Annotated in this window: 12 protein-coding genes; 8 read left to right on the forward strand and 4 right to left on the reverse strand. The window is 62.5% G+C overall.

Annotated features, from left to right (window positions below):
- Nucleotides 1-72: 72 nt before the first annotated feature.
- The 3 genes from LPJGGPFB_RS05775 to groES form a co-directional block, all read right to left on the reverse strand.
- Nucleotides 73-519: a hypothetical protein gene (locus LPJGGPFB_RS05775; protein ID WP_173419129.1), complete on the reverse strand. Its 447-nt coding sequence runs from the start codon at nt 517-519 to the stop codon at nt 73-75.
- 661 nt (nt 520-1,180) lie between these two features.
- A complete protein-coding gene (groL, locus tag LPJGGPFB_RS05780) occupies nt 1,181-2,818 on the reverse strand; it encodes a chaperonin GroEL (RefSeq protein WP_173419130.1) in 1,638 nt (545 codons plus the stop codon).
- A 62-nt stretch (nt 2,819-2,880) separates the two neighbouring features.
- A complete protein-coding gene (gene groES / locus LPJGGPFB_RS05785; protein ID WP_004675403.1) occupies nt 2,881-3,177 on the reverse strand; it encodes a co-chaperone GroES in 297 nt (98 codons plus the stop codon).
- Between the two features lie 494 nt (nt 3,178-3,671).
- Between groES and LPJGGPFB_RS05790 the strand changes: the two genes are divergently transcribed.
- From LPJGGPFB_RS05790 to LPJGGPFB_RS05810, 5 genes are all read left to right on the forward strand, one after another.
- On the forward strand, nt 3,672-4,520 hold the full coding sequence (locus LPJGGPFB_RS05790; RefSeq protein ID WP_173419131.1) for a TIGR01459 family HAD-type hydrolase: 849 nt from the start codon (nt 3,672-3,674) through the stop codon (nt 4,518-4,520).
- Between the two features lie 13 nt (nt 4,521-4,533).
- Nucleotides 4,534-5,517: a bifunctional riboflavin kinase/FAD synthetase gene (locus LPJGGPFB_RS05795; RefSeq protein WP_173419132.1), complete on the forward strand. Its 984-nt coding sequence runs from the start codon at nt 4,534-4,536 to the stop codon at nt 5,515-5,517.
- Nucleotides 5,518-5,859: 342 nt separating this feature from the next.
- A complete protein-coding gene (ileS, locus tag LPJGGPFB_RS05800; RefSeq protein ID WP_173419133.1) occupies nt 5,860-8,769 on the forward strand; it encodes an isoleucine--tRNA ligase in 2,910 nt (969 codons plus the stop codon).
- Nucleotides 8,770-8,898: 129 nt separating this feature from the next.
- Entirely contained in the window at nt 8,899-9,519 is a 621-nt protein-coding gene (locus tag LPJGGPFB_RS05805; RefSeq protein WP_173419134.1) for a hypothetical protein, read from the forward strand.
- Nucleotides 9,520-9,522: 3 nt separating this feature from the next.
- Complete coding sequence (locus tag LPJGGPFB_RS05810; protein WP_173419135.1) at nt 9,523-10,002, forward strand: GNAT family N-acetyltransferase; 480 nt, start codon at nt 9,523-9,525, stop codon at nt 10,000-10,002.
- 14 nt (nt 10,003-10,016) lie between these two features.
- On the opposite strand, the gene LPJGGPFB_RS05815 is transcribed toward LPJGGPFB_RS05810, so the two are convergent.
- Complete coding sequence (locus LPJGGPFB_RS05815; RefSeq protein ID WP_173419136.1) at nt 10,017-10,466, reverse strand: nucleoside deaminase; 450 nt, start codon at nt 10,464-10,466, stop codon at nt 10,017-10,019.
- A 73-nt stretch (nt 10,467-10,539) separates the two neighbouring features.
- On the opposite strand from LPJGGPFB_RS05815, the gene LPJGGPFB_RS05820 reads away from it, so the two are divergent.
- Genes LPJGGPFB_RS05820 through LPJGGPFB_RS05830 form a run of 3 tightly spaced genes read left to right on the forward strand, consistent with a single transcriptional unit; the run spans nt 10,540 to nt 14,135 of the window.
- The gene (locus LPJGGPFB_RS05820) at nt 10,540-12,624 is read left to right on the forward strand and encodes a pseudouridine synthase (RefSeq protein WP_173419137.1); all 2,085 of its coding nucleotides are present in this window, start codon (nt 10,540-10,542) and stop codon (nt 12,622-12,624) included.
- A gap of 6 nt (nt 12,625-12,630) precedes the next feature.
- Nucleotides 12,631-13,191: a 16S rRNA (guanine(966)-N(2))-methyltransferase RsmD gene (gene rsmD, locus LPJGGPFB_RS05825; RefSeq protein ID WP_077504218.1), complete on the forward strand. Its 561-nt coding sequence runs from the start codon at nt 12,631-12,633 to the stop codon at nt 13,189-13,191.
- A 59-nt stretch (nt 13,192-13,250) separates the two neighbouring features.
- Nucleotides 13,251-14,135: a patatin-like phospholipase family protein gene (locus LPJGGPFB_RS05830; protein ID WP_173419138.1), complete on the forward strand. Its 885-nt coding sequence runs from the start codon at nt 13,251-13,253 to the stop codon at nt 14,133-14,135.
- Nucleotides 14,136-14,165 lie beyond the last annotated feature (30 nt).

Genomic DNA, 14,165 nt, shown 5'->3' on the forward strand with positions numbered 1-14,165 from the left:
GACGCCATTGCGCCTTACCCTCGGGGATGCCGCTCCCGCGGTTGCCAACCGTGCGAAAATGACGAGGCGCGCCTACTGGCGCAGCAGAGCCTTGCCGGCGCCTTCGACGAGGAAGCGTGGAAAGAAGAAGATGCCGTGGATCGTGCCTGAGTAGCGCTCCTCGAGGCCGGAGGATTCGCCGATACAGAACACCGGCTGCTTGTGGCCGGTTTCGAGGCTGATCGTCGTGGAAAAGCAGAACGACGAGCAACTGGTTGCCGCCTGCTCGAAAAGCTCGAGCACGTGATTGCGGTCGGCGGGGTCGTAGCAGCGAACGAAGTTGAGCAGCCCGCACTCGCTCTCGTTGAGACCGTGGATCGCGGACGCCTTTTCGCCGAGCCGGAACAGGCCCGTCGACAGATCACCCGACCAGCCCTCGGACACACAGAACTGTTCCAGGAATTCCTGATGCGGAAGTCCGGAATGCATCTGTCCCGGGACACCGAGGGGAACTGAATTTGTTCTCGTGATCTTAAACACGGTCTACCCCAGCACGGCCCCTGGCGACTGTCGTTGTTCGACCAGGCGGGCACATCCCCACTATACAACCCTCGCCAACCATCAACCCATAGGAAGAAGAACACGCACGATAAGTCGTTTGCGTCTTTCTGTACGGAAAGGTCACCAAACTGTGACGTAGCTCGCCAAGCGAAATGATTTCGCAGGAAAGGCCGGCTTAATTTGCGATTAAATACTTATATGCTTTGCGTGATATTCTCAAAGAGAGCTTGGACACACAGTTAATATGAAAAGTTTGAGCTATTTTTCGCTCTCTTTAGGCCCGCCATCCAGTCTCTCGTGAATCTCTGTCCACTTGGGGCGTTGTTATAGTTCGTTTTTTTTCGACTTCAACGCTTTTTTAGTGCCGCTACAGCCGCCGGGTAATTTTTCGTACGGACAGCTTAGGCGTGCGCATCCGATGCGGCCCGCGGATTGCCCGCAAAACAAGAAAGGGCGACCCGAGGGTCGCCCTTTCCGATCCGGATGGATCATCGTGGATCTGCTTGAACAGGTCCGCGACAGAGCTTTCGCCCTATCACATCATGTCCATGCCGCCCGTTCAGCGCGCTTGACGCGCTGAACCGCTCTTAGTGCATGGGCGAAACTTTATGGACAGTGCTGCGATTGGGCTGGCGCCCTATCACATCATGTCCATGCCGCCCATGCCGCCCATGCCGCCCGGCATTGCCGGAGCGTCCTTCTTCGGCAGTTCGGCAATCATGGCTTCCGTCGTGACGAGGAGGCCAGCAACCGAAGCTGCGTCCTGAAGGGCGGTGCGAACGACCTTGACCGGGTCGATGATGCCCATGGCAATCATGTCGCCGTATTCGCCGGTCTGGGCGTTGTAGCCGAAGTTGTCCTGGTCCTTGTCGAGGATCTTGCCGACAACGATCGAAGCTTCGTCACCAGCGTTCTCAGCGATCTGGCGAGCCGGAGCCTGCAGAGCGCGACGAACGATGTTGATGCCGGCTTCCTGGTCGTCGTTCACACCCTTGACAGTGATCTTGACGGAGGAACGCAGCAGGGCAACGCCGCCGCCCGGTACGATGCCTTCCTGAACAGCAGCGCGCGTCGCGTTGAGGGCGTCGTCGATGCGGTCCTTCTTTTCCTTCACTTCAACTTCCGTCGAGCCGCCAACGCGGATCACGGCAACGCCGCCAGCGAGCTTGGCAAGACGTTCCTGCAGCTTCTCGCGGTCGTAGTCGGAGGTGGTGTCTTCGATCTGAGCCTTGATCTGGGCAACGCGGCCTTCGATGTCGCTCTTCTGGCCAGCACCATCGACGATCGTGGTGTTTTCCTTGGAGATCGAAACCTTCTTCGCACGGCCGAGCATGTCGAGCGTGACGCTTTCGAGCTTGATGCCGAGGTCTTCCGAGATCACGGTACCACCGGTCAGGATGGCGATGTCTTCGAGCATGGCCTTGCGGCGATCGCCGAAGCCCGGAGCCTTGACGGCAGCAATCTTCAGGCCGCCGCGCAGCTTGTTGACGACGAGCGTTGCAAGAGCTTCGCCTTCGACGTCTTCAGCGATGATCAGGAGCGGCTTGCCGGTCTGAACGACAGCTTCGAGAACCGGGAGCATGGCCTGGAGGTTCGAGAGCTTCTTCTCGTGGAGGAGAACGAAGACGTCGTCGAGGTCAGCGACCATCTTTTCCGGGTTGGTGACGAAGTAGGGGCTCAGGTAGCCGCGGTCGAACTGCATGCCTTCGACGACTTCGAGTTCGGTTTCGGCGGTCTTGGCTTCTTCAACCGTGATGACGCCTTCGTTGCCGACCTTCTGCATCGCTTCTGCGATGTCGAGGCCAATCTGACGCTCGCCGTTGGCCGAGATCGTGCCGACCTGTGCAACTTCTTCCGAAGTGTTGATCTTCTTGGCCTTGGCCTGGAGATCCTTGACGACTTCGCCGACAGCGAGGTCGATGCCGCGCTTCAGGTCCATCGGGTTCATGCCGGCAGCAACTGCCTTGGCGCCTTCGCGAACGATCGCCTGGGCGAGAACCGTTGCAGTCGTGGTGCCGTCGCCGGCGATGTCGTTGGTCTTCGAAGCAACTTCGCGGACCATCTGGGCGCCCATGTTTTCGAACTTGTCTTCGAGTTCGATTTCCTTGGCGACCGATACACCGTCCTTGGTGATGCGCGGAGCGCCGAAGGACTTGTCGATGATGACGTTACGACCCTTCGGGCCGAGCGTGACCTTTACGGCGTCAGCGAGGATGTCCACGCCACGCAGCATCTTTTCGCGCGCGGTGCGGCCGAATTTAATTTCTTTTGCAGCCATTTGAGAAAACTCCCGGGCTCATTGCCCATTGGTTGTCATGGAAAAGTGTGGACGACGGCTGATCAGCCGATGATGCCCATGATGTCGGCTTCCTTCATGATGAGAAGGTCTTCGCCGTTGATCTTGACTTCGGTGCCCGACCACTTGCCGAACAGAACGCGGTCGCCAGCCTTGACGTCGAGCGCGACAACCTTGCCGCTTTCGTCACGGGCGCCCGAGCCAACAGCGACGATTTCGCCTTCCTGCGGCTTTTCCTTTGCGGTGTCCGGAATGATGATGCCGCCCTTTGTCTTTTCCTCAGACTCGACGCGGCGGACGACAACGCGGTCGTGCAGCGGGCGGAAATTGGTGCTTGCCATTAGTCTAATCCCTCGATCAAATGACATTACGGATCGCTCATCGACCCGATGGATGGGTGTTAGCACTCTCATTTGTCGAGTGCTAGCGAGGCCGAGATAAGGCTGGGTCCGAGGCGAGTCAAGGATTGGCCGTTCAAAAAATTTCAGGCGACATGGTTATCGGCGGCGCAGGAAAGGCAACGAACGGCGGCCGAGCCGGAAGGTTGGCTTGCATACGGCATGAAGCAGTCGGAATTTGGGCAGGCCGGTCCAGGAGGCTTTGCCAGGCACCGAGGTTCGGTCCGGTGGCCTTCGCGATGCTTTGGATCGGCGATTTCTGGTTGTTGTGAAGCAGTTCGCATTCGATGTCTGGCGGGCTGCGAGCGGCCTTCTCGGCGCGAGCGGCGATCGCGTGTCGAATCCTTGGGAATGGCAGCGTTTTTCGTGAGGCGAGGCTTGTATTCTCGGCCCTTCCTTGCCATGCAAGCCGGAAACCGAGTTTGCAGGAAGCCCGCATGGCCGCAAGGATCAACAGTTTTCGGGAAATCGCAGGGCGTTATGACGTCGTGCTCTGTGACGTCTGGGGTGTTCTCCACAATGGCGTCCAGGCGTTTGCGTCCGCATGCGAAGCCCTGGCGGAGGCGCGTGCGGCCGGGCTGACGGTCGTGCTCATCACCAACTCGCCGAGGCCCAGCCCAGGCGTCAAGGTGCAGATCCGCGGACTTGGCGTTCCCGATGAAGCCTATGACCGCATCGTCACGTCGGGCGATGTGACGCGCGCGTTGATCGCCGCTGCCGACAAGAAGATCTTCTTCATCGGCGCCGAACGCGATCTGCCGCTGCTCGAAGGGCTCGGTACAGAGATCGTCTCGTCGGAAGATGCCAAGACCGTCGTCTGCGCCGGCTTCTATGACGATGAAACCGAAACGCCGGAACACTACCGTGCGACGCTGACCGGCCTTGCCAAGCGCAAGATCCCCTTCATCTGCGCCAACCCTGATCTGGTGGTCGAGCGCGGACATCGGCTGATCCCCTGCGCCGGCGCCATTGCCAAGCTCTATGAAGAACTGGGCGGCGAAGCCCGCATCGCCGGAAAGCCGTACATCGCCATCTATCGCGCGGCTCTGACGGAGGCCAAGGCCGTTCGCGGCGGGCTCGATCTGACGCGTGTCATTGCCATCGGTGACGGCATGCCGACCGATGTCAAGGGCGCCCAGGATGCTGGCTTCGACCTGCTCTACATCAGTGCCGGCATTCACGCGCAGGAATATATGAACGAAAGCCGGACCGACGAGGCGAAGCTTGCAGCCTTCCTGAAAAAGGAAGGCGCCTCGCCGAAATGGTGGATGCCCAGGCTCGCCTGACGGGAAGATTGAGATGACGGTTTTTCATCGCAACGAAACCCGCGACCCGCTGCCCGAGCGTCTGCGCGGCGGCGTTGTCGCCATCGGCAATTTTGATGGCGTGCATCGCGGCCACCAATCGGTGCTGGAACGGGCGCTGGAAGAGGCGAAGGCCCGCGGCGTGCCCGCGCTGGTGTTGACCTTCGAGCCGCATCCGCGCACCGTCTTTCGCCCGGATACGCCGGTGTTCCGGCTGACGCCCGCGCCGCTCAAAGCCCGTATCCTTGAAGGCATGGGGTTCGGCGCCGTCATCGAATATCCGTTCGACCGCACCTTCTCCGAATTGTCCGCCTCCGATTTCATCCATCGGGTCCTGTTGGAATGGCTGCATGCCTCGCATGTCGTCACCGGCTTCGACTTTCATTTCGGCAAGGGGCGCGAAGGCGGCCCGGCCTTCCTGATGGCGGCGGGCGGCGACAATGGTTTTGGCGTCACGCTGGTCGATGCCTTCCGCGACGAGAACGCCTCGGTGATCTCCTCGAGCTTCATCCGCTCGCTGCTCGGGCAGGGTGACGTTTCCCATGCGGCCGGTCTGCTTGGCTATCGCTACACGGTCGAGGCGGAGGTGATTGACGGCAAGAAGCTCGGACGGACCCTCGGCTATCCCACGGCCAACATGCGGTTGCCACCCGAGGTCGAGCTTAGGGCTGGCATCTATGCCGTGCGCTTCCGCAGGGTCGACGGCTCGCTTCATGACGGCGTTGCCAGCTTCGGCCGGCGCCCCACCGTCGACAGTGACGGCGAAGCGCTGCTCGAGACCTTCGTCTTCGACTTCTCCGGTGACCTCTATGGCGAAATCTGTTCGGTTTCGTTCTTTGGTCACCTGCGCGACGAACTGAAGTTCGACGGGCTCGATCCGCTGGTGGCGCAGATCCGGCAGGACGAGGAAGAGGCTAGGGCCCTGCTCTCCGGCGTTGCGCCCTTGAGCGACATCGATCGTCGGATCAACTTTGCTTGAAAGAAATCCGCCGTGCCGAAGCGGCGGACCTTTTCAAAAGGCCGAAAACGCCTTAAACAACCGGCCACCATGACCCGGCACCGTCGACTGACCATCGATCAGCGAATTATTGGCCCGGCTTTCCGCGCGCTCTAGGCCGCCGGAAGGTCCGGGATTTTGGCGTTTCCAACGCCCCAGTCATCTCTAGAGCGCCGCGCGTCTCCTGGGCGCGCCAAGTCGCTCTAACACTTTGAAGCTGCGCATGATCCTTTCCGAAGATCGATCCCGATTTCCGGGTCATGCGCCAGATACCACCCTTTCGCATGCGCGATGATCCGCGCGGAAAAGATGATTGCAAAGACCATGACAGAGACCGCTGAGAAGATCGACTATTCCTCCACCCTCTACCTGCCGCAGACGGAGTTTCCGATGCGCGCCGGCCTGCCGCAGAAGGAGCCGGAAACGGTTGCCCGCTGGCAGAAGATGGGCCTCTACAAGAAGCTGCGTGCCTCGGCCGCCGGTCGCGAGAAATTCGTGCTGCACGACGGCCCTCCCTATGCCAACGGCAACATCCATATCGGCCACGCGCTGAACAAGATCCTCAAGGACGTCATCAACCGTTCGTTCCAGATGCGCGGTTTCGATGCCAATTACGTGCCCGGCTGGGACTGCCACGGCCTTCCGATCGAATGGAAGATCGAGGAAAAGTATCGCGAGAAGGGCCAGAACAAGGACGAGGTCCCGGTCAACGAATTCCGCAGGGAATGCCGCGACTTTGCCGCTGGCTGGATCCAGATCCAGGCGGAAGAGTTCAAGCGTCTCGGTATCGAGGGCGACTTCGACAATCCCTACACCACGATGAACTTCCACGCGGAAGCCCGCATCGCCGGCGAACTGATGAAGATCGCCAAGATGGGCCAGCTCTATCGCGGCTCCAAGCCGGTGATGTGGTCGGTCGTCGAACGCACGGCGCTGGCCGAAGCCGAAGTCGAGTATGCCGACGTCGAGAGCGACATGATCTGGGTGAAGTTCCCGGTCACTGAAGGTGCGGCAGATCTCGCCGGCACCTTCGTCGTGATCTGGACGACCACGCCCTGGACCATCCCCGGCAACCGCGCGATCGCCTTCTCCTCGCGTTACGCCTACGGGCTCTATGAGGTTGCGACCGCCGAAAACGACTTCGGTCCGCAGCCCGGCGAAAAGCTGATCTTCGCCAAGCGTCTGGCAGACGAGTCTGCCGCCAAGGCCAAGCTCACCTTCACTTTCGTCCGCGATATCGAAGGCGATGAACTGGCCGCTGTTACCTGCGCGCATCCGCTGCATGGCCTGGGTGGTGGTTACGCCTTCAAGGTGCCGCTGCTCGACGGTGACCATGTCACCGACGATGCCGGCACCGGCTTCGTGCACACGGCGCCCAGCCACGGTCGCGAGGACTTTGACGCCTGGATGGATAACGCGCGCGCGCTCGAAGCACGCGGCATCTCCTCGGCAATCCCCTTCACCGTCGACGACGCCGGCTACTTCACCGCCGACGCCCACGGCTTCGGCCCGGACGCCGAAGGCGGTGCCGGTCGCGTGCTCGACGACAAGGGCAAGAAGGGCGACGCCAATGATCGCGTCATCAAGGCGCTCATCGGCCGTCACGCCCTGTTTGCGCGTGGCCGCCTGAAGCACTCCTACCCGCATTCCTGGCGCTCCAAGAAGCCGGTGATCTTCCGCAACACGCCGCAGTGGTTCGTCTACATGGACAAGGGTTTCGGCGACGGCACGACGCTGCGTTCGCGCGCGCTGTCTGCCATCGACGATACCCGCTTCGTTCCCGGCGCCGGCCAGAACCGCCTGCGCGCGATGATCGAGGGACGTCCGGACTGGGTACTGTCGCGCCAGCGCGCCTGGGGCGTGCCGATCGCGATCTTTGCCGACGACCAGGGCGAAATCCTCGTCGACGAAGCCGTCAACGCCCGCATCCTCGAAGCCTTCGAGCAGGAAGGTGCGGACGCCTGGTTCGCTGATGGTGCCAAGGACCGCTTCCTCGGCAACGACCATGACCACGAAAAGTGGCACCAGGTCATGGACATTCTCGACGTCTGGTTCGACTCGGGCTCAACGCACACCTTCACGCTCGAAGATCGTCCGGATTTGAAGTGGCCGGCCGACGTCTACCTCGAAGGCTCCGACCAGCATCGCGGCTGGTTCCACTCGTCGCTGCTCGAATCCTGCGCGACGCGCGGTCGTGCGCCCTACAACGCCGTTGTCACCCATGGTTTCACCATGGACGAGAAGGGCGAGAAGATGTCGAAGTCGAAGGGCAACACCGTCACACCGCAAGAGGTGATGAAGGATGCCGGCGCCGATATTCTGCGTCTCTGGGTGATGACCACGGACTACTGGGAAGACCAGCGTCTCGGCAAGACGATCATCCAGACCAACATCGACGCCTATCGCAAGCTGCGCAACACCATCCGCTGGATGCTGGGCACGCTGGCGCACGACCAGGGCGAGGAGATCGCATACGCCGAACTGCCCGAGCTGGAAAAGCTGATGCTGCACCGCCTGGCCGAGCTCGATCGGGTCGTTCGCGAAGGCTACGATGCTTTCGACTTCAAGCGGATCGCCCGCTCGCTGATCGATTTCTCGAACGTCGAGCTTTCCGCCTTCTATTTCGACGTGCGCAAGGACGCGCTCTATTGCGACGCACCCTCGAGCCTTCGTCGCCGCTCGGCGCTCGCCGTCATCCGCAAGCTGTTCGATAGCCTCGTGCTGTGGCTGGCGCCGATGTTGCCATTCACCTGCGAAGAAGCCTGGCTGTCGCGCAAGCCCGATGCGGTTTCGGTTCATCTCGAGCAGTTCCCGGCGATCCCGGCGGAATGGAAGAACGACGCTCTCGAGGCGAAGTGGGAAAAGATCCGCGCTGTCCGTACGGTCGTCACGGGTGCGCTGGAAATCGAACGTCGCGAAAAGCGCATCGGTTCGTCGCTTGAGGCGGCTCCCGTCGTCTACATCGCCGACCCGGAGCTGTTGAAGGCGCTCGAAGGCGAAGATTTCGCCGAGATCTGCATCACCTCGTCAATCACGGTGGAAGTGGGCGAGGGCCCTGCCGACGCCTTCCGTCTGCCTGAGGTCGCCAAGGTCAGCGTCCTGCCGAAGTCGGCCGTCGGCCGCAAGTGCGCCCGCTCCTGGCGGATCACGACCGATGTCGGTTCGGACGCACTCTACCCTGAGGTGTCTGCCCGTGATGCTGCCGCACTTCGGGAACTTGGCTTCAAGGCTTAAGGGATCATTTACCGGATGAATTGCGCTTACTGCATTCATCCGGTAAAACCTGCCCGAAATTTGGCGGATTTCTCCGCCATGGGCGCTGAGTGGCCGCGCAGGTGACGGTGGCCGGCTGGAAGGAATCTCATGGAAATGACGCGAGAGTTGCGACTGTTTGCTAGCGTTGCCGCCATCATGGCGAGCGGCCTGGTGCTTTCCGGCTGCATCGGCGGCCCGACCTACGGCACCGACAAGACCGCCGGCGAGCAGCTGATGGACGATCTCGGAAGCGCTGTGAGCATTGCTCCCAAGAGCGGTGCTCCGGTCAAGTATCAGCCCCGCCCTGGCTTGGTGCTGCCGCCGTCCGGCCAGCAGACGGCCCTCGTGGAGCCGCAGAAATCGCTTGCCACCCGCGAAGCGAATCCGGAGTGGGTCGAGTCTCCGGAAGAAGCACGCAACCGCCTGCGCGAAGAAGCCGACGCCAACAAGAATAACCCGAACTATGTTTCGCCGCTCGCCAAGGCCAGCGCCAATGGTCGCCGTCTTTCGGCCAAGGAGCAGCAGGAGGCCTATCGCGAGGCCCGCAAGATCGAGATGGGCGCCTATTCCGACAAGCGCCGCTTCCTGAGCGACCCGCCGCTTGAATACCGCCGTCTGCCGGAAGGCTCGGAGGCCGATCTGGGCGAGCCGGAGAAGACCAAGGAACGCCGTCGCAAGAAGGAAGCCCAGGTCAAGGATTCCGGCAGCAAGTGGTACTGGCCCTTCTAAGCCATGACGATCAGCATTCGCGACGCCCGCCCGGAAGACGCCGAAACCATTCTGCGCTTCATCACCGAACTTGCCATCTACGAGAAGGAACCGGACGCGGTCGAAGCGACCGTCGAATTGATACAGGCCTCGCTTTTTGGTCCAGGTGCGCTCACCCGCGCAGTGATCTGCGAGAAGGACGGTAAGCCGGCCGGTTTCGCCATGTGGTTCTACAACTATTCCACCTGGCAGGCCCGCAAGGGGCTCTATCTCGAAGACCTGTATGTCACACCGGATTGCCGCGGCTCCGGCGCCGGCAAGATGCTTTTGAAGCATCTCGCCAAGATCGCCGTCGAGGAAGGGTGTGGCCGATTCGAGTGGAGCGTTCTCGATTGGAACGAGCCAGCAATCCGCGTTTACGAGGCTGTTGGCGCCGAGCCGATGTCGGAGTGGACGCGCTATCGGCTCGCAGGCCCGGCACTGGAAGCCTTTGCGGCCGGCTGAGAGGTTCGCTCGCCTCAGCGTTTCGCGGCAAAGAAATCCCTGAGAATGTCCGCGGCTTCGCGCTCTGCCAGCCCGGAATAGACGTCGGGGACGTGATGGCATGTCGGCGAGCCATAAAAGCGCACACCGCTGTCGACAGCACCGCCCTTGGGGTCTTCAGCGCCATAATAGAGGCGACGGATGCGGGCAAAGGAGATTGCCGCCGCGCACATCGTGCATGGCTCCAGGGTGACATAGAGGTCGGCGCCGGACAGCCGCTCATCGTCGAGCACGATGGATGCTTCGCGGATGGCAACGACCTCGGCATGGGCGGTTACATCGTTGAGTTCCCGGGTCCGATTTCCGGCGCGCGCGATGATCTCGCCATCGAAAACGATGACGGCGCCGATCGGCACTTCGCCGCGCTGGCCCGCCTTTTTGGCCTCTTCGAGGGCCGCATCCATGAAGCGTGTCGTATCAGCCATCGCTCAAACAATAATTTCTCTTAACCCACGGGCTTTGACCTGATAGGACAGCCGCAAAAGGCAGGCAACACAAATGACATCCAAAGACAAGCCCACACGGCCTGGCGGCAAGCCCGCCGGCCGGGACAAGAAACCTCACTTCGCTGGCAAGAAGGCGGCAGCGCCTCAGGCCGGAGCTTCGCGTCCGCCCAAGGCTGCTCCGAAGACCGCCGCCGCAAGCGCCGACGAACCGCAGCGCATCTCCAAGATCCTGGCGCGCGCCGGCGTAGCGTCCCGCCGCGATATCGAGCGCATGATCATGGAAGGTCGGGTCAGTCTCAACGGGGTTGTCCTCGACACACCCGTCGTCAATGCGACGCTTGCCGACCATATCGAAGTGGATGGACACGCGATCCGCGGCATCGAGCGTACACGCCTGTGGCTCTACCACAAGCCGGCCGGACTGGTGACCACCAATGCCGATCCGGAAGGCCGCCCGACGGTCTTTGACAATTTGCCGGACGAGTTGCCGCGCGTGCTGTCGATCGGCCGCCTCGACATCAATACCGAAGGCCTGTTGCTGCTGACGAATGACGGCGGGCTTGCCCGCGTGCTCGAACTTCCCTCGACCGGTTGGCTGCGCCGCTATCGCGTGCGCGCCCATGGCGAAATCGACCAGGACGAACTGGACAAGCTGAAGGACGGCATTGCCGTCGACGGCGTGCTTTACGGCGGCATCGAAGCGACCCTCGACCGTGTGCAGGGTTCCAATGTCTGGATCACGATGGGCCTGCGCGAAGGCAAGAACCGCGAAATCAAGAACGTGCTCGGCGCGCTCGGCCTCGACGTCAATCGCCTCATTCGCATCTCCTACGGCCCGTTCCAGCTCGGCGAATTGCCCGAAGGACACGTGCAGGAAATCCGTGGTCGGACGCTGCGTGACCAGCTCGGACCTCGCCTGATCGAAGACGCCAAGGCGAACTTCGACGCGCCGCTCTATAATGATCCGTCCGCAACCGTCGCGAACGAAGCGTCGGAAAGCGAAGCCGCCGACACGCGCAAGCCCGAACGTGCCAATCGCTGGGAAAAGCCGGAAGACAAGCGTGAGCGTGCGCTTTCGAAGCTCGACACCCGTCGTGACGACCGCCGCGACGGTGGCCGCGGCAAGGATGCGCCCCGTGGCAAGGGTGGCCCGCGCGACGACCGTAGCGACGCCAAGTTCGAAGACCGGCCGAAGCGTACCCCGGCGCAGCGCGCCCGCACGGCCAATGTCTGGATGGCGCCCGGCGCGCGTCCGCTGGCCGAGAAGAAGCCGAAATCGGCGGAAGGCGATGCTTCGGCAAAGCCGGCCCGTCGCGAGCGCCCCGAAGGCGCCCCGAACACCAAGCGCTATGGCCGGACCAAGGACGGCTTTGCAACGAAGTCGTCAGGCAAGTTCGACCCCGACCGCAAGGGCGGTGCGCCCAGGGACTTTGACCGTCCTGCGTCCTCCGCACCGGTCAAACGCCGGGACGAAGAAGGCGAGTGGATCAGCGCCAGCGAACCCGCACGTCGCGGCAAGGATGAAGGCCGCGATGGCGGTTTCGGCCGACGCAAGTCGGGCGACGCCGGCGACCGCAGGTCGCGCGACCACGGTGACCGTCCTGCCCGCCGCGAAGGCGGAGACCGGCCGGCCCGTTCCGAAGGCGGCCCGCGCAACTTCTCCGACAAGCCGCGGTTCCCGCGCGCCGACGGCGACCGCCCAGCGCGTCGCGAAGGTGGCGACCGCCCGCGTGGCGATCGGCCGGCTCGCGTCGAAGGCGGCCCGCGCAGTTATTCCGACAAGCCGAGGGCTCCGCGCGCCGAGGGTGACCGTCCGCCGCGCCGCGAGGGGGGCGACCGCCCGTTTGGTGATCGGCCGGCCCGCGCCGAAGGTGGCCCGCGCAGCTATTCCGACAAGCCGAGAGCCCCGCGCGCCGAGGGCGATCGTCCGCCGCGCCGCGAAGGCGGTGACCGGCCGTTCGGCGACAAGCCCCGCGGCAAGTCCTTCGGTGGCAAACCGTCCGGCGGCAAGTCTTTTGGCGAACGCTCCGGCGGTCCGCGTGGCGGTAAGCCCGGTGGCGGCAAGCCGGCTGGCGGCGGCCGTCCTGGTGGCGGTGGACGTCCGGCTGGTGGCAAGCCGCGTGGCAGAGGAAACTAAGCGGTCGTGCGCATTGTCGGCGGAGAGTTCCGTGGCCGCAGTCTGGCCACGCCCAAGTCGAATGATATCCGCCCGACGACCGATCGGACGCGCGAGAGCCTGTTCAACATCCTGAGCCATTCCTATCCGGAGGCTCTCGATGGCACCCGTGTGCTGGACCTCTTTGCCGGCACCGGCGCCGTCGGGCTCGAAGCTCTGTCGCGGGGGTGCCGCCAGGCGCTCTTCGTCGAGCAGGGCGTCGAGGGCAGGGGCCTGCTGCAGAACAATATCGAGGCGTTCGGCCTTCAGGGCCGTGCCAAGGTCTTCCGCAGGGATGCGACCAGCCTCGGTTCCGTCGGCACGATGGAGCCGTTCCACCTGGTTTTTGCGGATCCGCCCTATGCAAAGGGGCTGGGAGAAAAGGCGCTGGAATCGGCGGCTCTCGGCAACTGGCTGGTTCCGGATGCTTTGGTGGTGCTGGAGGAACGTGCAGACGTTCAGCCGGCGCCAACAGCCGTTTTCGAGCGGCTGGACGTCAGGGTATTCGGCGACACACGCATGCACTTCTACCGCTTCCGTGGCGCCTGACGTCACACTTTTGATTCGCTTGCACAGTTAGACTGCCGATTGAACTGAGGCGCACGTCGATGAAGCAGGACGTATCCACCGTGAATGTTTCGCCGGCAAGCGCGAGCGAGCCGTCGGTCGCGTTGGCACTCGGTGGCGGCGGTGCCCGTGGGCTCGCCCATATCCATGTCATCGAGGCTTTCGACGAGTTGGGCATCCGCCCTGTTGTTATCGCCGGTTCGTCGATCGGCGCCATCATGGGTGCCGGCATGGCGGCGGGCGTTAGCGGCAAAGAAATCCGCGAGCACACGCTGGCGACGGTTGGCCACCGCCGCGAAATCGTCAATCGCTTGTGGCAGTTGCGACCGGCAACTTGGTCGGAAGCGATGACCAACGGTTTCCGTTTCGGACAGTTCAACGTCGAGCGTGTCTTGAAGGCGTTCCTGCCTGAAGCCATCCCTGCGACGTTTTCGGAATTGGACGTGCCGCTCAAGGTCGTCGTCACCGACTATTACGGCCAGACGGAGCACGTTTGCGAGACGGGCGATCTGCAGAAGGCTCTGGCCGCATCGGCGGCGCTGCCGGCGGTCTTCATGCCGGTGAAGATCGAAGGACGGGTGATGATCGATGGCGGTATCTACAACCCCATTCCCTTCGATCATCTGCGCGGCCTTGCCGAGATCGTCGTCGGCGTCGACGTCGTCGGCGGCCCGGACGGTGACGGCAAGACGATCCCGAGCCGTATCGACAGCCTATTCGGGGCGAGCCAGCTGATGATGCAGTCGATCATTGCGATGAAGCTGAAGGAGGGCGCGCCGGATATCCTGCTGCGGCCCGATGTCGGCCGCTACCGGGTGATGGATTTTCTGCGTGCAAAAGAGATCCTGGCGGCGACCGCTGGCATCAAGGATCAGTTCAAGCGCACGCTTGAAGAGCGAATGAAGGTGGTGAGCGTCTCTGGCTGAGGCCGCTGCACTGCTTAGGTACTGATACCC

Origin of the sequence: Ensifer adhaerens (assembly GCF_013283195.1) — a bacterium.
GTDB classification, from domain to species: Bacteria; Pseudomonadota; Alphaproteobacteria; order Rhizobiales; family Rhizobiaceae; genus Ensifer; species Ensifer adhaerens_G.

What these genes read in the sequence shown, in the direction of transcription:
- LPJGGPFB_RS05805 (WP_173419134.1), top strand. Translation starts at nt 8,899, where the DNA reads ATGGAAATGACGCGAGAGTTGCGACTGTTTGCTAGCGTTGCCGCCATC.
- LPJGGPFB_RS05790 (WP_173419131.1), top strand. Translation starts at nt 3,672, where the DNA reads ATGGCCGCAAGGATCAACAGTTTTCGGGAAATCGCAGGGCGTTATGAC.
- groL (WP_173419130.1), bottom strand. Translation starts at nt 2,818, where the DNA reads ATGGCTGCAAAAGAAATTAAATTCGGCCGCACCGCGCGCGAAAAGATG.
- LPJGGPFB_RS05820 (WP_173419137.1), top strand. Translation starts at nt 10,540, where the DNA reads ATGACATCCAAAGACAAGCCCACACGGCCTGGCGGCAAGCCCGCCGGC.
- LPJGGPFB_RS05810 (WP_173419135.1), top strand. Translation starts at nt 9,523, where the DNA reads ATGACGATCAGCATTCGCGACGCCCGCCCGGAAGACGCCGAAACCATT.
- LPJGGPFB_RS05830 (WP_173419138.1), top strand. Translation starts at nt 13,251, where the DNA reads ATGAAGCAGGACGTATCCACCGTGAATGTTTCGCCGGCAAGCGCGAGC.
- LPJGGPFB_RS05815 (WP_173419136.1), bottom strand. Translation starts at nt 10,466, where the DNA reads ATGGCTGATACGACACGCTTCATGGATGCGGCCCTCGAAGAGGCCAAA.
- ileS (WP_173419133.1), top strand. Translation starts at nt 5,860, where the DNA reads ATGACAGAGACCGCTGAGAAGATCGACTATTCCTCCACCCTCTACCTG.
- groES (WP_004675403.1), bottom strand. Translation starts at nt 3,177, where the DNA reads ATGGCAAGCACCAATTTCCGCCCGCTGCACGACCGCGTTGTCGTCCGC.
- LPJGGPFB_RS05795 (WP_173419132.1), top strand. Translation starts at nt 4,534, where the DNA reads ATGACGGTTTTTCATCGCAACGAAACCCGCGACCCGCTGCCCGAGCGT.